Origin of the sequence: Streptomyces pallidus (ex Mingjun et al. 2026) (genome assembly GCF_051550185.1) — a bacterium.
Taxonomy (GTDB): Bacteria; Actinomycetota; Actinomycetes; order Streptomycetales; family Streptomycetaceae; genus Streptomyces.
In genome coordinates this window covers 5,826,779-5,844,443 of record NZ_CP196181.1, presented here as the reverse complement: position 1 = coordinate 5,844,443, position 17,665 = coordinate 5,826,779, and the positions used below count along the sequence as shown (strand labels likewise).

Annotated in this window: 19 protein-coding genes, 1 pseudogene and 1 riboswitch; of the genes and pseudogenes, 10 read left to right on the top strand and 10 right to left on the bottom strand. The window is 74.4% G+C overall.

From position 1 onward, the window contains the following. The 4 genes from ACSHWO_RS25910 (at window position 1) to ACSHWO_RS25895 (ending at window position 3,022) form a co-directional block, all read left to right on the top strand. A complete protein-coding gene (locus ACSHWO_RS25910) occupies window positions 1-972 on the top strand; it encodes a DEDDh family exonuclease (protein WP_361087635.1) in 972 nt (323 codons plus the stop codon). Between the two features lie 63 nt (window positions 973-1,035). Then, on the top strand, window positions 1,036-1,269 hold the full coding sequence (locus tag ACSHWO_RS25905; protein WP_361087638.1) for a hypothetical protein: 234 nt from the start codon (window positions 1,036-1,038) through the stop codon (window positions 1,267-1,269). Window positions 1,270-1,410: 141 nt separating this feature from the next. Next, window positions 1,411-2,205 (top strand): SURF1 family cytochrome oxidase biogenesis protein, encoded by a 795-nt coding sequence (locus ACSHWO_RS25900; RefSeq protein WP_438315381.1) that lies wholly within the window; start codon window positions 1,411-1,413, stop codon window positions 2,203-2,205. A 61-nt stretch (window positions 2,206-2,266) separates the two neighbouring features. Next, window positions 2,267-3,022, top strand: a complete 756-nt coding sequence (locus ACSHWO_RS25895; RefSeq protein WP_385806970.1) for an SDR family oxidoreductase — start codon at window positions 2,267-2,269, stop codon at window positions 3,020-3,022. A 45-nt stretch (window positions 3,023-3,067) separates the two neighbouring features. On the opposite strand, the gene amaP is transcribed toward ACSHWO_RS25895, so the two are convergent. The 8 genes from amaP to ACSHWO_RS25855 form a co-directional block, all read right to left on the bottom strand. Then, on the bottom strand, window positions 3,068-3,631 hold the full coding sequence (gene amaP / locus ACSHWO_RS25890) for an alkaline shock response membrane anchor protein AmaP (RefSeq protein WP_438315378.1): 564 nt from the start codon (window positions 3,629-3,631) through the stop codon (window positions 3,068-3,070). Then, the gene (locus ACSHWO_RS25885; protein WP_438315376.1) at window positions 3,628-4,317 is read right to left on the bottom strand and encodes a DUF6286 domain-containing protein; all 690 of its coding nucleotides are present in this window, start codon (window positions 4,315-4,317) and stop codon (window positions 3,628-3,630) included. Before ACSHWO_RS25885 ends, amaP begins: the two co-directional genes overlap by 4 nt. After that, the gene (locus tag ACSHWO_RS25880; RefSeq protein WP_438315373.1) at window positions 4,314-4,820 is read right to left on the bottom strand and encodes a hypothetical protein; all 507 of its coding nucleotides are present in this window, start codon (window positions 4,818-4,820) and stop codon (window positions 4,314-4,316) included. Before ACSHWO_RS25880 ends, ACSHWO_RS25885 begins: the two co-directional genes overlap by 4 nt. A 13-nt stretch (window positions 4,821-4,833) precedes the next feature. Further along, on the bottom strand, window positions 4,834-5,016 hold the full coding sequence (locus ACSHWO_RS25875; protein ID WP_385806939.1) for a hypothetical protein: 183 nt from the start codon (window positions 5,014-5,016) through the stop codon (window positions 4,834-4,836). A gap of 10 nt (window positions 5,017-5,026) precedes the next feature. After that, window positions 5,027-5,461, bottom strand: coding sequence for an Asp23/Gls24 family envelope stress response protein (locus ACSHWO_RS25870; protein ID WP_385806931.1), 435 nt, complete (start codon window positions 5,459-5,461; stop codon window positions 5,027-5,029). Between the two features lie 171 nt (window positions 5,462-5,632). Continuing rightward, window positions 5,633-6,412, bottom strand: a complete 780-nt coding sequence (locus ACSHWO_RS25865) for an enoyl-CoA hydratase/isomerase family protein (protein WP_361087659.1) — start codon at window positions 6,410-6,412, stop codon at window positions 5,633-5,635. Between the two features lie 165 nt (window positions 6,413-6,577). Beyond that, on the bottom strand, window positions 6,578-6,799 hold the full coding sequence (locus ACSHWO_RS25860) for a helix-turn-helix domain-containing protein (protein WP_361087662.1): 222 nt from the start codon (window positions 6,797-6,799) through the stop codon (window positions 6,578-6,580). 393 nt (window positions 6,800-7,192) lie between these two features. Continuing rightward, window positions 7,193-8,791, bottom strand: coding sequence for an ABC-F family ATP-binding cassette domain-containing protein (locus ACSHWO_RS25855; protein ID WP_361087665.1), 1,599 nt, complete (start codon window positions 8,789-8,791; stop codon window positions 7,193-7,195). 237 nt (window positions 8,792-9,028) lie between these two features. On the opposite strand from ACSHWO_RS25855, the pseudogene ACSHWO_RS25850 reads away from it, so the two are divergent. Beyond that, a pseudogene (locus ACSHWO_RS25850) lies at window positions 9,029-9,538 on the top strand (neutral zinc metallopeptidase). A 111-nt stretch (window positions 9,539-9,649) separates the two neighbouring features. Further along, window positions 9,650-10,045, top strand: coding sequence for a VOC family protein (locus tag ACSHWO_RS25845; protein ID WP_385806910.1), 396 nt, complete (start codon window positions 9,650-9,652; stop codon window positions 10,043-10,045). Window positions 10,046-10,106: 61 nt separating this feature from the next. On the opposite strand, the gene ACSHWO_RS25840 is transcribed toward ACSHWO_RS25845, so the two are convergent. Beyond that, window positions 10,107-11,597: a hypothetical protein gene (locus ACSHWO_RS25840; RefSeq protein ID WP_438315367.1), complete on the bottom strand. Its 1,491-nt coding sequence runs from the start codon at window positions 11,595-11,597 to the stop codon at window positions 10,107-10,109. Window positions 11,598-11,714: 117 nt separating this feature from the next. Continuing rightward, window positions 11,715-12,845 (bottom strand): alpha/beta hydrolase, encoded by a 1,131-nt coding sequence (locus ACSHWO_RS25835; protein WP_385806899.1) that lies wholly within the window; start codon window positions 12,843-12,845, stop codon window positions 11,715-11,717. A 373-nt stretch (window positions 12,846-13,218) separates the two neighbouring features. Here ACSHWO_RS25835 and ACSHWO_RS25830 point away from each other — a divergent pair, with 373 nt between their 5' ends. The 4 genes from ACSHWO_RS25830 to ACSHWO_RS25815 all read left to right on the top strand — a co-directional run bounded on the left by ACSHWO_RS25830 (window position 13,219) and on the right by ACSHWO_RS25815 (window position 17,602). Continuing rightward, window positions 13,219-14,472 carry an inorganic phosphate transporter gene (locus tag ACSHWO_RS25830; protein ID WP_404243027.1) on the top strand — a complete coding sequence of 418 codons (1,254 nt, stop codon included), beginning with the start codon at window positions 13,219-13,221 and terminating at the stop codon, window positions 14,470-14,472. 28 nt (window positions 14,473-14,500) lie between these two features. Continuing rightward, window positions 14,501-14,722, top strand: coding sequence for a hypothetical protein (locus ACSHWO_RS25825; protein WP_361087679.1), 222 nt, complete (start codon window positions 14,501-14,503; stop codon window positions 14,720-14,722). A gap of 234 nt (window positions 14,723-14,956) precedes the next feature. Continuing rightward, a riboswitch (cobalamin riboswitch) is annotated at window positions 14,957-15,040 on the top strand. A 58-nt stretch (window positions 15,041-15,098) separates the two neighbouring features. Further along, the gene (locus ACSHWO_RS25820; RefSeq protein WP_438315362.1) at window positions 15,099-16,085 is read left to right on the top strand and encodes a cobalamin biosynthesis protein; all 987 of its coding nucleotides are present in this window, start codon (window positions 15,099-15,101) and stop codon (window positions 16,083-16,085) included. Beyond that, window positions 16,082-17,602: a cobyric acid synthase gene (locus ACSHWO_RS25815; protein ID WP_438315359.1), complete on the top strand. Its 1,521-nt coding sequence runs from the start codon at window positions 16,082-16,084 to the stop codon at window positions 17,600-17,602. The genes ACSHWO_RS25820 and ACSHWO_RS25815 overlap by 4 nt, the downstream gene beginning before the upstream one ends. Window positions 17,603-17,665 lie beyond the last annotated feature (63 nt).

Below are 17,665 nucleotides of genomic sequence, written 5' to 3'. Positions count from 1 at the left end.
ATGCTCGACGACCGTACGACCGCAGAGACGACCTGGCCGACCGCGTACCCCACGGGGTACGCGGTCGTCGACGTGGAGACCACCGGGCTCGCACGCGACGACCGGATAGTCTCCGCGGCCGTCTACCGGCTCGACGCGCAGGGCAACGTGGAGGACCACTGGTACACCCTGGTCAACCCCCAGCGCGATCCGGGCCCGGTCTGGATCCACGGTCTGACCAGCGAAATGCTCCAGGAGGCGCCCCTGTTCAAGGACGTCGCCGAGGAGTTCGCCGAGCGCCTCGACGGCCGGGTGCTGGTCGCCCACAACGCCATGTTCGACTGGCAGATGATCGCCCGGGAGTACGCGCGGGCCGCCGGGACCGCGCCGGTCCGTCAGCGGCTGTGCACCATCGCCCTGTCGAAGGAGCTGGCCCTCCCGCTGCCCAACCACAAGCTGGAGTCGCTCGCCGCGCACTTCGGCGTGGTCCAGCAGCGCGCCCACCACGCCCTGGACGACGCCCGCGTCCTGGCGGAGGCGTTCCGCCCCTCGCTGCACGCCGCCGCGCAGGGCGGGGTGCGGCTGCCGCTGCTGGAGTGCCGGCCGCTGACGGAGTGGTCGGACTCCCCCGCCACCGCGCGGATCGGCCACCAGGCCTCGTACCGCGGCAGCAGCTGGCGGCCCTCGCGCAAGCGTCCGCCGTGCCCGCACCCCAACCCGGGGCGCTACACGGACGGCGAGCCGCTGAAGCAGGGCATGCGGGTCGCCTTCTCGGGCGACACCTCGGTCGACCGCGAGCTGTTGGAGGACCGGGCGGTCGAGGCGGGTCTGCACGTCGCGACGAGTGTGTCGCGGCTCACGAGCCTGCTCGTGACGAACGACCCCGACTCGGCGACCTCGAAGACCGTCAAGGCGAAGGCCTACGGAACACCGGTGGTCGACGAGGCGGCCTTCACCCAGCTGCTGCGGGACGTGGCTGCGGCAGACGGGTGAGCGTCGGGCGACTCGCCCGGCGCCCGCTTCCCCGGCCCGCCCCGCGGTCCCACCCTGTGGCGCATGGCACGTTGTGAGGTCTGCGGAAACGATTACGGCATGTCCTTCGAGGTGCACGCGCAGGGCGCCGTGCACGTCTTCGACTGCTTCTCCTGCGCCATCCACCGCATGGCGCCGATCTGCGAGCACTGCCGGGTACAGATCATCGGGCAGGGCGTGGAGGTGCAGGGCCAGTGGTACTGCGGCGCCCACTGCGCCCGCGCCGAGGGAAAGGCGGGCATCGTCGACCGCGTGTGACGCGCGCCCCTTCCACCCCCTGTCGCCCCGTCGGCTCCCCTCCCCCACCCCGCGCTACCCGTCCTTCCCTCCGACCCGCTCCCGACCCCGGACGGCCACCCGGCTGCCGGGGTCCTCGCGGCTGGGGGTACCGTCGTGGGCGTGTACCGCTTTGTGCTGACCCGGCAGTGGGTGACCCTCACCCTCTTCGCCCTCGTCCTCATCCCCGTGATGATCAAGCTGGGGTTCTGGCAGTACCACCGCCACGAGCACCGGGTCGCCCAGAACGAGCTGATCGCGACCAACCTGACCGCGAAGCCGGTGCCCGTCACCGAGCTGACCTCCCCCGGACACCTGGTCCCGCGGTCCGACTACTGGCGGGCCGTCACCGCCACCGGTACGTACGACACCGCGCACGAGGTGGTCGTCCGGATGCGCACCTCCAACAACGACAAGGTCGGCTTCCACGTCGTGACCCCGCTCGTGCTGGCCGACGGCCGGGTCCTGCTGGTCAACCGCGGCTGGGTGGCGGGCGGCGACGACCCGCGCGCCTACCCGCCGGTGCCGGCCGCGCCCTCCGGCGAGGTGACGGTCACGGGCCGGCTGAAGGCCGACGAGACCAGCCGCGGCAGCGGCATCAAGGACCGCAAGGGGCTGCCGGACCGCCAGGTCATGCTGATCAACAGCGAGCAGCAGGCGGCGTCCCTCGGCCGGCCCGTCCTCGGCGGCTACCTGGAGCTCGCCTCCCCGGCCCCGGCGGACGGCACGCCCGAGCCGGTCGCCGAGCCCGACCACGACTCGATCGGCGCGCACATGGCCTACGCGGTGCAGTGGTGGCTGTTCGCCGCCTCGGTGCCGGTGGGCTGGCTGGTCCTCGTACGGCGGGAGAAGCGCGACCGGCAGGCCGCGGCGGCCGCCGCCGATGCCCCCGTGCGGGAGCCGGCTCCGACGGTGTGACGCGGACCGCAGCACGCGCAGCCCGTTACGGTGCGGGTCTGCACGGCGTAGGTTGTCGGACATGGATCTTGGACTGAAGGACCGTGTCTACATCGTCACCGGCGCCACCCGCGGCCTGGGCTTCGCCTCCGCGCGCGAGCTCGCCGCGGACGGCGCCCGCGTCGTGGTGTCGGGCCGTGACGAGGAGCGGGCCGCAGCGGCCGCTGCGGCGCTCGGCCCGAACGCGCTGGGGGTCGCGGCCGACAACGCCGACCCGGAGGCCGCCGGCCGGCTCATCGCCACGGCGAAGGAGCGCTTCGGCCGCTTCGACGGCATCCTCGTCAGCGTCGGCGGCCCTGCGCCCGGCTCGGCGGCCACCACCACCGACGCGCAGTGGGCGCAGGCGTTCGACGCGGTGTTCCTGGGCGCGGTGCGCCTGGCCCGGGCGGCGGCGGCCGAACTGGGCGAGGGCGGGGTCATCGGGTTCGTCCTGTCGGGGTCGGTCCACGAGCCGATCCCCGGCCTGACCATCTCGAACGGCCTGCGGCCCGGGCTGGCCGGGTTCGCCAAGTCCCTCTCGGTGGAGCTCGGGCCGCGGGGCATCCGGGTGGTCGGGCTGCTGCCGGCCCGGATCGACACGGACCGGGTGCGGGAGCTGGACTCGCTGTCGGGCGATGTGCGGGCGGCCCGCGCGGCCAACGAGGCCCACATCCCGCTGGGCCGCTACGGCACCCCGGAGGAGTTCGGCCGGACCGCGGCGTTCCTGCTGTCGCCGGCGGCCTCGTACCTGACGGGTGTGATGCTGCCGGTCGACGGCGGCTTCCGGCACGGCTTCTGACGGGCCGCCCCGCCGGGCCCCGGTCGGCGGGGGGCCACGGGGCCGTCAGGTGACGCGGCTGGCACGGTGCCTGGGCACGCGGAGCCGGGCCTCGGCCGGGAGCCCGGCGAGACCCGTCGAGGTACGGGCGTGGCCGAGCACCGGCCCGGCCAGCGCGGCCAGCGCATCGGCCGGGACGGCGTACGGCTCCAGTTCCAGGGCCAGCCGCAGGCTCGGCGCGCCGCGCCGACCGCGCAGTACGACGCGGCAGCGGGCGACCCCGGCCAGGGCTCCGGCCTCCGCGGCCACCGCCTCCTCCAGCGCGCGGCCCCGGAGCACGGCGAACTCCCCGTCACCGGTGTCGACCACCACGGCCGGCAACCGCGGGCGGCGCAGTTGGGCCAGCAGCCACCACAGGGCGAGCAGCACGCACAGCGCCAGTCCGGCGGCGACGGCCCACCACCAGCCCCCGGCCTGCCAGTGCTCGCGCCGGGTCTGCGCCGCGAGCAGCGGGGCGTGGCGGCCGCCGAGCGGCGGCGCCGCCGCCAGCAGTCCCGCGCCGGCGGCGAGGAGGACGAGCCCCACCAGGCCGAGCAGAATCCGGTTGACTGTCCGGAGCACGGGGCTCACCTCTTCCCTTCGGCGGCCCGGGTGACCCGTACCCGCGGCTGCGGCGGATGGGCGAGGCCCAGTTCGCCGATGCCGACGGTGAGTACGGCCTCCAGGTCGGCCCGTACGGCGTCCAGTTCGCGGAAGTGCGAGGCGGCCCGCACGGCGACCCGGGTGCGACCCACCCGCACCCGCGCGGACCGCACCCCGGACACCTCCATGGCCCGGTCCCGCAGCACCAGTGCGGCGTCCTTCCGGCCGAGCCCGGCCCGGATCCCGGCGCCGTCCCCCTCGTCGGGGGGCAGCATCGGCAGCACGCCGCGCAGCCCGGGGGTGAGGGCCAGCACCAGCAGGACCGCCCCGGCCACGACGAGGACCCCGGCGGCGACGAGCACCTCCGGGTCGGCGGGCGTGTACTCGGCCAGCCGGGCGGCGAGGTAGCGGCGCCACTGCATGCCGGGTCGGTCGGCCCGTACCGCGGCGAGGTCGTAGAGGAACAGGCCCGCCGCCCCGAGCAGGACGAGCGCGGTGAGCGCGGCCGGAATCCGCCGGGCCGACCAGAACCGGCCGGCGTGGGGCGGGCGGCCCGGGGCGTGGTCGCCGCGGCGGCGGCCACCGCGCCCGCGGGGACCCTTCCCGCTGCCCGTCCCGCGCGCGCCCGCCCCGCGGCCGGCCGTCGCCGGATCCGCCGGTTCGGGGGCCGTCACCGCAGTTTCCGGTCCCGTACGGCGGCACTGCGGATGTGCGCGGAGTGCAGGTGCTCGATGTCGATGTCGACCTCCGGTACGGCCATGCCGGCGCAGTCCTCGACGCGCCGGACCACCTGGCGGCGCACGGCCGCGCAGCTCTCGGCGAGGTCGGACGGGTAGCCGAGCTCCAGGCTCACCCGGACCCGCGCGATGTCGTGGTGCACGGTCACGGCGGCGTGCGGCGGGGCCGCACCCCCCGGCCCGGCGCCCCTGGGCGGCCCGCCCGGCCGTACGGCCAGCGCCTCCCGGGCCGCCTGGGCCGCGATCTTGGCCACGACCCGGTCGGCGATGTGGGTGGCCCCCCGCTCGGCGGGCGGCACCCGGGCCGGCACGCCACCGGCCTGGTCCCCGCCGACCGGTGGCGTGCCGGCCGGGACCCGGCCGACCTGCGGGCCGCCCTTCGACCGGGTGCCCTTCGGCCGGGTGCCTTTCGGCGGAGTGTCCTTCGCCGGTGTGCTCATCGGCGGCTCACCTTCACCTGCCACGGTCGCGCGGGCGGAAGAAGTCGCCGGGTTCCAGATCCCCGTCCAGGAACCGGCCGGCGATGAAGCCGACCGCACCGAGCGCCGCGACCAGCAGGAACGCGCCGAAGCCCCCGAAGTAGCCGGCGAACGCCAGCGCCATGCCGGCGAAGAGGCCGACGGCAGCCATCCTCATGCGGGCTCCCTCACTGGAGTCGGGGCTCCGGTTGCTCCTCGTCCGGCTCGTCGGGCAGTTTGACGTCACTGACCGCGATGTTGACCTCGACGACCTCCAGGCCCGTCATCCGCTCGACGGCCGAGATCACGTTCAGCCGGACGGCGCTGGCCACGTCCCGGATGGACACCCCGTAGTCGACGACGATCTCCAGGTCGAGGGCCGTCTGCACCTCGCCCACCTCGGCCTTCACCCCGCGGGTGACGGACGTTTTGGCCCCGCCCGGGACCCGGTCGCGGACGGCCCCGAAGGTCCGGGACAGTCCGCTGCCGCTGCCCATGGCATGGACGCCCTCGACCTCTCGGGCGGCGAGTCCGGCGATCTTCTCGACCACGCCGTCGGAGACGGTCGTACGGCCGCGGTCGGCGGGGTCGCGGGCGGCGCCCCCGGAAGCGGATTCGGTCATCGCGTGTCCCTTCGCGCGGATGGAATCACTCGCACCACCACGGTAAGCGCGCGGACGCCGCGGCGCCCCGGGACTACGCCGGTCGGCCCGGCATACGGCCCCGCCACCGGCGTACGGGACCGGTGGGCGGGGCCCGGCGGAACGGGAGAGGGCCGGCGCCGGGCCCGGCCGTCAGTCGGAGAGTCCGGCCAGGTCGCGCAGGCGGCGGGCCTGGGCGGCGCGCTCGGCGGCGCGCTGGTCGTCGTACGCGCGGGACGGAGCGCCGCGCAGCAGCGCCTTGGTCTCGATCACCGCGTCCCGCGGCGGGGCCAGCAGCGCCGAGGTGAGGTCCTGGACCGCGGCGTCGAGTTCGTCCGCGGGGACGACGAGGTTGGCGAGCCCGATCCGCTCGGCCTCCTCGGCGTGCACGAAGCGGCCCGTCGCGCAGATCTCGAGCGCGCGGGCGTAGCCGACGAGGGAGGTCAGCGGCTGGGTGCCCGCCAGGTCGGGGACCAGTCCCAGGCTGGTCTCGCGCATGGCGAACTGGACGTCGTCGGCGACGACGCGGAGGTCGCATGCGAGGGCCAGCTGGAAGCCCGCGCCGATCGCGTGTCCCTGCACGGCGGCGATGGAGACGATGTCGTTGCGGCGCCACCAGGTGAAGGCCTCCTGGTACTCGGCGATGGTGGAGTCGAGCAGTTCGTCCGAACCGCGCGCCAGGTCGAGGAAGGAGGGCTCACCCTCGAAGCCCTCGGGGGTGAACGCCTGCCGGTCGAGCCCGGCGGAGAAGGATTTGCCCTCGCCGCGCAGCACCACGACCCGGACGGTGCCCGGCAGCGACCGTCCGGCCTCCGTCAACGCCCGCCAGAGCGCGGGGGACTGAGCGTTTCGCTTGGCCGGATTGGTCAGTGTCACCGTGGCGACGGCGTCGTCCACGGTGAGCCGTACGCCATCCTTGTCGAGCAGAGCCATCGGGTGCCTCCGGTGGTGTGCAGTCGGCCGCAGTCTCGGCCCAAGTGACTGCACAGTAACCACCCGGTCGACCGGTCGGTCGACCGGGGGTCACCGAAGGAACCGCGGTTCAGGCAGGCAAGCGTTGGTCTTTCCCGGCCCCGGGCCTGACGGTCGGGGCCGCGATCAGATCGAAGTCGCCTTCTTCCCGCGTGTCGCGCCACCGCGACCGCGCAGCACGACTCCGGACTCGCTGAGCATCCGGTGGACGAATCCGTAGGACCGGCCGGTTTCCTCGGCCAGCGCACGGATACTCGCACCGGAGTCGTACTTCTTCTTCAGGTCTGCCGCGAGCTTGTCGCGCGCGGCGCCGGTCACCCGGCTGCCCTTCTTCAGAGTCTCGGCCACCCGTGCCTCCTCATGGGAAGTGCGCTCTGGACTTCTCATGATCACCCCTCCCCGGCTTCCTGGCCACCCATTCAGCAAGGTCGGTACGACGGCATTTCCCCAGGCATGGACACACAAGCGGAACGGAATCTCCGCTTCCGCTGCATGACGTCCGTCACATTTCTCCGTCCGCGCAAGGAATCACCAGGTCAGACGGTGGGAACCGAAAAAACACGGCCCCGGGGCGCCTTCCCGAGAAAGCGCGGCCAGGGCCGTCGTACAGAGCGCAGCGGTACGAGACCGTCTCACTCAGATGATGGAGAACGTCTGAGCCGAATGATCCATAAGGAACTGGATCAACCCGCCGGGCGGTCGCCGGGCACCGCGGGGCGGCCGCCCGGCGACGCCCGAGCGTCAGGCGAGGGCGACGAGGTCCCGGTAGTCCGGGCCCCACATGTCCTCGACGCCGTCCGGGAGCAGGATGATCCGCTCCGGCTCCAGGGCGTCGACCGCGCCCTCGTCGTGCGTGACGAGGATGACGGCGCCCTTGTAGGTGCGCAGCGCCCCGAGGATCTCCTCGCGGCTGGCCGGGTCGAGGTTGTTGGTGGGCTCGTCGAGGAGCAGGACGTTCGCCGAGGAGACGACCAGCGTCGCGAGCGCGAGGCGGGTCTTCTCGCCGCCGGAGAGGACGCCGGCGGGCTTGTCGACGTCGTCGCCGGAGAACAGGAAGGAGCCGAGCGTCTTGCGGACGTCCACCAGGTCCATGTCGGGCGCGGCGGAGCGCATGTTCTCCAGGACGCTGCGGTCCGGGTCCAGGGTCTCGTGCTCCTGGGCGTAGTAGCCGAGCTTGAGGCCGTGGCCGGGGGTGACGGCGCCGGTGTCCGGTGCCTCGGTGCCCGACAGCAGGCGCAGCAGGGTGGTCTTGCCGGCGCCGTTGAGGCCGAGGATGACGACCCGGGAGCCCTTGTCGATGGCCAGGTCGACGTCGGTGAAGATCTCCAGCGAGCCGTACGACTTCGACAGTCCCTCGGCGGTGAGCGGCGTCTTCCCGCACGGCGCGGGCTCGGGGAAGCGCAGCTTGGCGACCTTGTCCTGGGCGCGCACGGCCTCCAGGCCGGCCAGCAGCCGGTCTGCGCGCTTGGCCATGTTCTGCGCGGCGACGGTCTTGGTGGCCTTGGCGCGCATCTTGTCGGCCTGCGCGTTGAGGGCCGCGGCCTTCTTCTCGGCGTTCTGGCGCTCGCGCTTGCGGCGCTTCTCGTCGGCCTCGCGCTGCTGCTGGTAGAGCTTCCAGCCCATGTTGTAGACGTCGATGACCGAGCGGTTGGCGTCGAGGTAGAAGACCTTGTTGACCACCGTCTCGACGAGGTCGACGTCGTGGGAGATCACGATGAAGCCGCCGCGGTAGGTCTTGAGGTAGTCCCGCAGCCAGACGATCGAGTCGGCGTCGAGGTGGTTCGTGGGCTCGTCGAGGAGCAGGGTGTCGGCGTCCGAGAAGAGGATCCGCGCGAGCTCGACGCGGCGGCGCTGACCGCCGGAGAGCGTGTGCAGCGGCTGGCCGAGGACCCGGTCCGGCAGACCGAGGGCGGCCGAGATGGTGGCCGCCTCGGACTCGGCGGCGTAGCCGCCCTTGGTGAGGAACTCGGTCTCCTGGCGCTCGTACTGGCGCAGGGCCTTCTCCCGGGTGGCGCCGGAGCCGTTGGCGATGCGGTCCTCGTTGGCGCGCATCTTCTTGATCAGCACGTCGAGGCCGCGGGCGGACAGGATCCGGTCGCGGGCGAGGACGTCGAGGTCGCCCGTACGCGGATCCTGCGGCAGGTAGCCGACCTCACCCGAACGGGTGATGGCGCCGGCGGCGGGCTGTCCTTCGCCGGCGAGGCACTTGGTGAGGGTGGTCTTGCCCGCTCCGTTGCGGCCGACCAGGCCGATGCGGTCGCCCTTGGCGACGCGGAAGGAGGCGGACTCGATGAGGATGCGGGCGCCGGCGCGCAGCTCGATGCCGGTAGCGGTGATCAAGGAAATGCTCCAGGGCGGTGGGAACGGCGGAAGGGGGCGGGTGCGAGCTTCGACGCCGCTAATCCGCGAGGAGATTTGCCATGGGATTCATTCTACCGGGGGTGCGCAACCTGTTTTCGGGCGCAGGCGCCGCGCGGGGGCGCGGGCCCTGGCGGCGCAGGCCGGGGCGCGCGCCGGGAGGGGCCGGGCGCTACTCGCCGCAGGGGTGGGCACGCGGAACCGAGGGCGGTGCGCCCCGTGCAGTTCGACGATGACGCCGACCTGGACACCTCCCAGGTCGAGGACGTGCGCGGCAGCCGCGTCCCGGGCGGGAGGGCCGCCATCGGCGGCGTCGCCGGGCTCGTCGCGCTGGTCCTCGGGCTGCTGTTCGGGATGGGGCCGGACGAGCTCGGGCTGTCCTCGGGGGAGCCGGAGGTGCGGGCGAGCGCCGCGTCGGCCGGCGAGGTACAGCCCAGCTGCCGGACCGGACGGGACGGGACGCGAACGCACGGCGGGACTGCCGGCCGGTCGCGGTCGTGGGCGACACGCAGGCCTTCGGGCGGGAGGGGTTCGCCCGGCGTGGCCTCGGGGTGTACGCCCCGCGTCGACGGTCTCTTCGGCCGCTGATCGACGACCGGATCCGGCAGCAGGTCCAGGTCCGGGTGACGCCGGAGGCCTGGACGCACGGCTCGTCGGTGCAGCGCCGGGCAGTGGTTCCTCCACGGGTACCGGACCGGTGACCCGGCCCGCTGCAACACCTTCCGGTGACCGCCGTCCGGTTGCGGTGACCGCCTTCCGGCCGTCTTCGGTGCCGACTGCCATGCTGTTGCGCAGGTCACGTTCACGAGCACACGCACGAGCCGACAAGGGGTGATCGTCATGGCCGGACAGCCGTCCGTCCTTCCCGCTCTCGTCTACCGCGACGCGAAGGCCGCGATCCGGCAGCTGACGGAGGCGTTCGGGTTCACCCGGGTCGCGGTGTACGAGGGCGAGGACGGCACGGTGAGACACGCCGAGCTCTCGTACGGCCCGGGTGCGGTCATGCTCGGCAGCAGGGGGACGGGCGGCGTCTTCGACGCGGCGATGGCGGGCGCGGGCCCGACCGGCATCTACGTGGTGGTCGACGACGTGGACGCGCACCACCGGCGGGCCGTGGAGCACGGGGCGGAGATCCTGATGGAGCCCACCGACCAGGACTACGGGTCGCGGGACTACATGGCCCGGGACGTCGAGGGCAACGTCTGGAGTTTCGGGACGTACGCGCCGCAGCTCTGACGCCCGCGGCGCGTCCCTCCTCACGCCCGGCCGGTAGCCGTCCGGCCGGTCCGCCGCCCGGTCAGGCCCCGCCGGTGTGGACCTGGAAGGCGGCCCGGCGGACCGCCTTGGCCAGGGCCGGGTCCGGGTGTGCGGCGGCCAGCGCCACCAGGACCTGCACGGTGCGGGGGTGGCCGACCGCGCGGACCTCGTCCAGCAGCCGCGGGACCGTGGTCCGGACGGCCGAGTCGAGGTGGCGGGCCAGCAGGCCGGCCTCGCCGTGGTCGGCGATGGCGGCCGCGGTGTCGACCCAGAGCCACGTCGACTCCTCGGGGGTGAGGACGTCCGGGGCCTCGTCGGGGTCGATCCCGTCGTGCTCGGCGAGCCAGAGCAGGGCGTACGGCCGCAGGGCGGGCTCGCTGGCGGCGGCGCGGACCTCGGGCTCGGCGGGGGCGCCGACGACGCGGAGGGCCTCGAAGGCGAGGCCCCGCAGGAGGGCGTCGTCGCCGCGGGCGGCACCCAGCAGCTCGCCGACGGCGTGGCCGACGGGCCGGGCGGCGAGCCAGGCCCGGTATTCGGCGCGGGCCGGACCGGGGGTGAGGCCGGCGCAGCCGTGCAGCATGGCGGCGGCGGACTGCTCGATGTTCCCTGCGGGGCTCTGCGCGGCGACGCAGATCTGCTCCAGCTTGACCCAGACGGCCCAACTGCCGAGCGGGGTCAGCGAGGCCTGCGCCGGGCCGAGGGTGACGGCGTCCACCGCGGCGAGGCCGCCGAGCGCCCAGCGCAGCAGCCGGGAGAGCGGGACGTGGGCCGCCGGGCCGCCGACCGCGGGGGCCGCGACCGCGACGGCTGCCGGGTCCTCGGAGGCGGGTTCCGGTGCCTCGCCCGGAGCGGTCCCGTCGGACGTTCCCCCGCGCGCGGAGGTGTCGTACGGCACCTCGCACCGCTCGTCGCGGAGTTCGGCGACGCGCTGGCCGAGCAGGTCCAGCAGGTCCGGGACGGTCACGGGGCCGGCGGACAGCTGGAGCAGCGAGAGCAGCTGGGGCATCGCCTCGACGACCTCGGCGACGCCGGCGGGGGCGATGTCGGCGGGCGCGGGGTGCACCAGCGACCAGGCGTCGAACAGGGCGACCCAGCCGCGCAGGACGGCGCTGTCGTCGCTGTCCCAGGCGCGCAGTCGCCAGCCCGGCCGGGCGTGGCCGCCGTGCACCTCGACGAGCCCGGCGAGCCGGGCCCGGTCCCAGCCGGCCCGGATCTGCCCGTGCGTCAGGCCCAGTTCTTCGGAGGCCCTTTCGACGTCCGCTGCGGGCAGGGCTCCGGCCGGGGCGGGCCGTCGTCCGTCGCCCGCCCCGAGGTTGCGTTCGGCCCAGCGGGCGAGCCGCACGGCGTCGGCGAGCGAGGCCCGGGCCCGGGCGGCGAGTTCGGCCGTGGCGGGGGTGCCCGCCGGGGGCCTGGAGGCCGACCGGGTGCGTCGGTCCGTCACCGCCTTGCGGGCTGTTGCGACGGAGCGCGGGGAGACGAGTCGGAGTCTGGAGTCGCGAACCAACTGCTCATCAGGCTTTCGGGACGTCACGGAAAGAAGTCTCGCCCGTCACCGGCCGAAAGCCCAAACGGAACCAGCCGTTACCGCAGCTCAACGAATGAATATTTCAGACAAATCACCACCCCTGCCCCTGCGTGCACACGGGCTTCACATCAGGGGGGTGAGGAAGCGGCGCAAGGCTTCCTCGTACCCGTGCGGGTCGGCGTTCCACATCGCCCCGTGCGGGGCGTCCAGGACGGTCCGCAGCGTGACGAGGTCGGGCCGGGCCTGGGCGAGCCTGCGGGAGGGCTCCCAGGGGGCGAGGGCGTCCCCGGGCCCGTGGAAGATCAGCACGGGGACGCGCAGCCCGCCCGGGTCCTCCCCGGGCCGCTGGTGGCCGGCCCGCAGTCCGGCGCGGCCCTCGGCGGCGCGCACGGCGAAGGGCACCAGGGCGGCCGGGGTGTGCCGCGCGGTGACGAGCGCGCGCAGGGTGGCGTGCCAGTCGAGCACCGGCGAGTCGAGGACGAGGCCGGCGATGCGGTCGGCGAGGGCGGAGCGCTCGGCGGCGTGCAGGGCCATGGCGGCTCCGGTGGACCAGCCGTGGAGGACGACGCGGCGGGCGCCGTAGCGCAGGGCGTAGCGGATGGCGGCGTCCACGTCGCGCCACTCCGATTCACCGAGGTGGCCGAGGCCGTCCGGGGAGGCGGGGGCGCCGGCGTCGCCGCGGTAGGAGAGGGCGAGGACGGGCAGCCGGAGGCGGTGCAGCAGCGGCATGACCACCATCGGGTGCTCGCGGCCGGCGCCGAGCCCGTGGACGGCGATGACCCAGGTGCCGCGGGTGGCGGGCACGAACCAGGCGGGCAGGGCGCCGAGCTCGCCGGGGACGTCCACGTCGGCGTACTCCAGCCCGAGGGCGCTGCCCGGGTCGCCGGCGTGGACCTGGGGGGTGAGGGCGACGCGGGCCCCGGGGACGAGGCTGCCGTGGGTGACGGCCAGGAGCCGGCGGACGACGGTGTCGGGGTCGGGGGCGGCGCCGCCCAGGACCGACCCGACGATGGCGTGCACCCCCGGTCCGGCCAGGCCGTAGGTGCCGGGCCGCAACGAGGCCAGGGAGCGGGTCAGTGCGACGCGGCCCGGGCCGGTGGAGTGGACGCTCAGCCTGGGCCCGCCGGGCAGGGGCCGGCCGGGGCGGGGACGCAGGGCGGCGTCGGCGGCGTAGCGGCCGGCCGCGACCGCGGCCGCGCCGGCGCCGACGAGGGTGGTGGCGACGGCTGCGGCCGTCGCAGTGGCGGTACGCACCGCTCCAGTGTCGAGGCGGGAGGGCGGGCGGGCCACCGGGGAACGGGCCGACCGTGCGGCCGACGGGAAGCGGAACCCCGGCCGCGGGGGCCGGAGCGGGGGCGCGGGGCCGTGTCCGCGAGGACTCCGACGGGGTGATGTGGATCACTTTCGACTCCGCTTCGAGGCCCGCCGGGGGCCCGGACGGCCGGGCCGGAGGGTTCGTTAACCCCGCTTTGACATGCATTAATCGACATATGGACCCTGAAACCAGGACGAACAGCGGAGTGGGGCGTCGAGCAGGTCCACCACTCGGACGATGCCAGTTCATCTTCCGTTCACCCAGGTTGCCTACGGTCGGCGAGCCACTGACGCCAAACAGAAGCCTGGGTAAATGGAGCACATAACGCTTCTCCTCGGGATCGTGATCATCACCGCTCTCGTGTTCGACTTCACGAACGGTTTCCACGACACAGCCAACGCGATGGCGACCACCATCTCGACTGGCGCCCTCAAGCCCAAGACGGCGGTGGCCATGTCCGCCGTGCTCAACCTCGTCGGCGCTTTCATGTCCGTGGAGGTCGCCAAGACGATCTCCAAGGGCCTCGTCAACGAAGAGGGCATCCAGCCCGAAGTGATCTTCGCTGCCCTGGTCGGCGCGATCCTCTGGAACCTCGTGACCTGGCTGGTCGGTCTGCCGTCCAGCTCGTCGCACGCCCTGATGGGCGGTCTGATCGGTGCCGCGGTCGCCTCCGCCGGCATCGGCGCAGTCAACGGCGACGTCATCGTCACCAAGGTGCTCATCCCGGCCGTCGCCGCGCCGATCGTGGCCGGTGTGGCCTCGATGCTGGCCGCACGGGTCACGTACAAGCTCGGCAGCCGGGTCGGCGAGAAGACCTCCGCCAAGGGCTACCGCGCCGGCCAGATCGCCTCCGCCGGCCTGGTCTCCCTCGCGCACGGCACCAACGACGCGCAGAAGACCATGGGCATCATCACCCTGGCGCTCGTCGCCGGCGGCGCCCTGCACTCCGGTGCGAACCCGCCGGTCTGGGTCATCGTCTCCGCCGGCACGGCCATCGCGCTCGGCACCTACCTGGGCGGCTGGCGCATCATCCGCACCATGGGCAAGGGCCTGACCGACCTCCAGCCGCAGCAGGGCTTCGCCGCCCAGACCTCGGCCGCGAGCGTCATCCTGGCCTCCTCCAGCCTCGGCTTCTCCCTCTCCACCACCCACGCCTGCTCCGGCGCGGTCATGGGTGCCGGCCTGGGCCGCAAGGGCGGTGTGGTCCGCTGGTCCACCGCCACCCGCATGTTCGTCGCGTGGGGTCTGACCCTGCCGGCCGCCGCCCTGGTCTCCGCGCTCGCCGAGATGGTCATGCGCACCGGTGACGTCGGCGTTGCCGCCGTCACGCTCTTCCTCGTCGGCTCCTGCGTGGCCATCTGGCTGATCTCGCGTCGCAAGGTCGTCGACCACAGCAACGTCAACGACGTCCAGCCGGTCGACGTCGAGGCCCCGGGCGTGGTCACCACGGCCATGGCCGCCGTCACCGTCCCGCCGACCGCCGCCGCCGTGGCGGGCGAGGACCTGAAGGCCACCATTCCGGCGCCCGCCCCGTCGACCCCCACGGCCCCCGCGGCCACGGTCTGACCCCGCGAACAACAGAGGAATCCGCAGTATGAAGATCGACTGGGCAGCCCTCGGCTCCGTCTTCGGGGTCAGCCTCTCCGCCACCGTCGCCCTCGTGGCCCTGTTCACCCTGGGCCTGGTGGGCCTGTCGAAGCACGAGGCCGCCACCGAGCAGGGCGGCGCCGCCACCCTGGCCCGCAGCGGTGCCTACGCCTGCTTCGCGGTCGTCGCCGCGGCCGTCGCGTACGGCATCTACCTGATCGTCAGCTGACGACGCGGGCACCACGCGCGAAAGCTCCCTCCGGGTTCTCCCGGGGGGAGCTTTCGCGTGTCCTCGGACGCCTCCCGGAGCGCGTCCCGGGCGGCGTCCGCAGGGGCCTTCGTGGGGGCCTTCGTGGGGGCGTCCGCGACCGGTGCGTGTGACCTGCCTCGCCGCAGGTCAACGGCGAGTTGACGGGCGTTCGCGGTGCGTGGTGGACTGCCCGAGCCATCACGGCGGCATGGAGAGGAAGTCCGGTGCGAATCCGGCGCGGTCCCGCCACTGTCACCGGGGCGCACGCGACGCGTGCGGTCCGGGAGCCAGGAACTCTCGCCGCCGGACACGTCGAACCAGGGCGCGGACCCTGAGTGAGGACAGACCTGCAACCATGCGTGCCGACCGCGTCTTCGCGTACGGCGCCACGGCGGGCCTGATCGGCGACCGGATCCTCGGCGATCCGCGTCGCGGGCACCCCGTGGCCGCTTTCGGACGGGCCGCCGCCGCCGTCGAACGCGCCCTGTGGCGCGACGACCGGGCCCGCGGCGCCGTCCACACCCTCGTCTGCGTGGGGGGCACGGCCGCCGTCGGCGCGCTGGCCGCCCGCGCCGTGCGCTCCCGGTCCGCGACCGCCCGGATCGCCCTGACCGCCGCCGCCACCTGGGCCGTCGTCGGTGGCACCACGCTGGGCCGCGAGGCCCGCGCCATCGGCGGGGCGCTCGCCGCCGGGGACGCCGAGGTGGCACGGGAGCGGCTGCCGCACCTGTGCGGGCGCGACCCGCAGGCCCTGGACGAGCAGCAGATGGCCCGCGCCGTCGTCGAGTCCGTCGCCGAGAACACCTCCGACGCGGTGGTCGGGGCCCTCGTGTGGGGCGCCGTCGCCGGCGTCCCCGGGCTGCTGGCCTTCCGCGCCGTGAACACCCTCGACGCCATGGTCGGCCACAAGTCGCCCCGCCACCTGCGCTACGGCTGGGCCTCCGCCCGGCTCGACGACCTCGCGGGCTGGCCCGGCGCCCGGCTGACCGCGCTCGCGGCCGTCGTCGCCGGACCGGACCGGCGGGGGGCCGTACGGGCCTGGCGCGCCGACGCCGCCGCGCACCCGAGCCCCAACGCCGGGCCGGTGGAGGCCTCCTTCGCGGGGGCCCTCGGCGTACGGCTCGGCGGCACCCTCTCGTACGGCGGGCGGGTCGAGCACCGGGCCGTGCTGAACGGTGCGGCGGGCCGGCCGGTGGAACTCGCCGACATCGAGCGGGCGGTACGGCTCTCGCAGCAGGTGACGTGGCTGGCACTCGGGACCTGCGCGGCCCTGCGGTACGCGGTGTCGCGCCGGCCGGGGAAGCCGGGACGGACGGGCAAGTCGGCGAAGGGACGGGCATGAGCGGCACGAAGCGGGCGGGGGGACTCCTCGTCGCCGGTACGACGTCGGACGCGGGCAAGAGCGTGGTCACGGCGGGCATCTGCCGCTGGCTGGCCCGCCAGGGCGTGAAGGTGGCGCCGTTCAAGGCGCAGAACATGTCGCTCAACTCGTTCGTGACCCGCGAGGGCGCCGAGATCGGGCGGGCACAGGCCATGCAGGCGCAGGCGGCGGGCGTCGAACCGACCGCGCTGATGAACCCCGTACTGCTCAAGCCCGGCAGCGACCGCAGCAGCCAGGTGGTGCTGCTGGGCAAGCCGGTGGGCGAGATGAGCGCCCGCGGCTACCACGGCGGCCGCCAGGAGCAGCTGCTCGGCGTCGTCACGGACTGCCTGGAGCAGCTGCGGGGCACGTATGACGCCGTGATCTGCGAGGGGGCGGGCAGTCCGGCCGAGATCAACCTGCGCCGGACCGACATCGTGAACATGGGGATCGCGCGGGCCGCGCGCTTCCCCGTCGTCGTGGTCGGCGACATCGACCGCGGCGGGGTCTTCGCGTCCTTCTTCGGGACCACGGCGCTGCTGTCGCAGGCCGACCAGTCGCTGATCGCGGGCTACCTGGTGAACAAGTTCCGGGGCGACGTCTCGCTGCTGGAGCCGGGCATGGAGATGCTGCGGTCCCTCACCGGCCGTGCCACGTACGGGGTCCTGCCCTACCGGCACGGGCTCGGCATCGACGAGGAGGACGGTCTGCGGGTCTCCCTGCGCGGAGCCGTGCGCGAGTCGGTCGTCGCCCCGCCGGTCGGCGCGGACGTGCTGCGGGTCGCGGTCTGCGCGGTGCCGCTGATGTCCAACTTCACGGACGTCGACGCGCTGGCGGCGGAACCGGGCGTGGTCGTGCGGTTCGTGGACCGGGCCGAGGAACTCGCCGACGCGGACCTGGTCGTCGTACCCGGCACCCGCGGAACGGTGAAGGCCCTGCAGTGGCTGCGCGAGCGCGGGCTCGCCGATGCGCTGGTGCGGCGCGCCGCGCAGGGGCGGCCGGTGCTCGGCATCTGCGGCGGCTTCCAGGCGCTCGGCCGGCGGATCGAGGACGAGGTCGAGTCGAAGGCGGGCGTGGTCGAGGGACTCGGGCTGCTGCCGGTCCGGGTCCGCTTCGCGCAGGAGAAGACACTGGCCCGGCCGACCGGCTCGGCGCTGGGCGAGCCCGTCGACGGGTACGAGATCCACCACGGCGTGGCCGAGGTGCTGGGCGGGGAGCCGTTCCTGGACGGCTGCCGGGTCGGCGCGGTCTGGGGCACCCACTGGCACGGCTCGCTGGAGTCGGACGCGTTCCGCCGGGCCTTCCTGCGGGAGGTCGCGGCAGCGGCCGGCCGCCGGTTCGTGCCCGCCCCGGACACGTCCTTCGCGGGGCTCCGCGAGGAGCAGCTCGACCTGCTCGGCGACCTGATCGAGGAACACGCCGACACCGGAGCCCTGCTCCGCCTGATCGAGGGCGGCGCCCCCGCGGCCCTCCCCTTCCTCCCGCCGGGGGCGCCGTGACCACCACCATCCCCGCACGTGCGGGGAGCACAGAAGCACCTCGACCAGGTGGTCGTGCAGCAG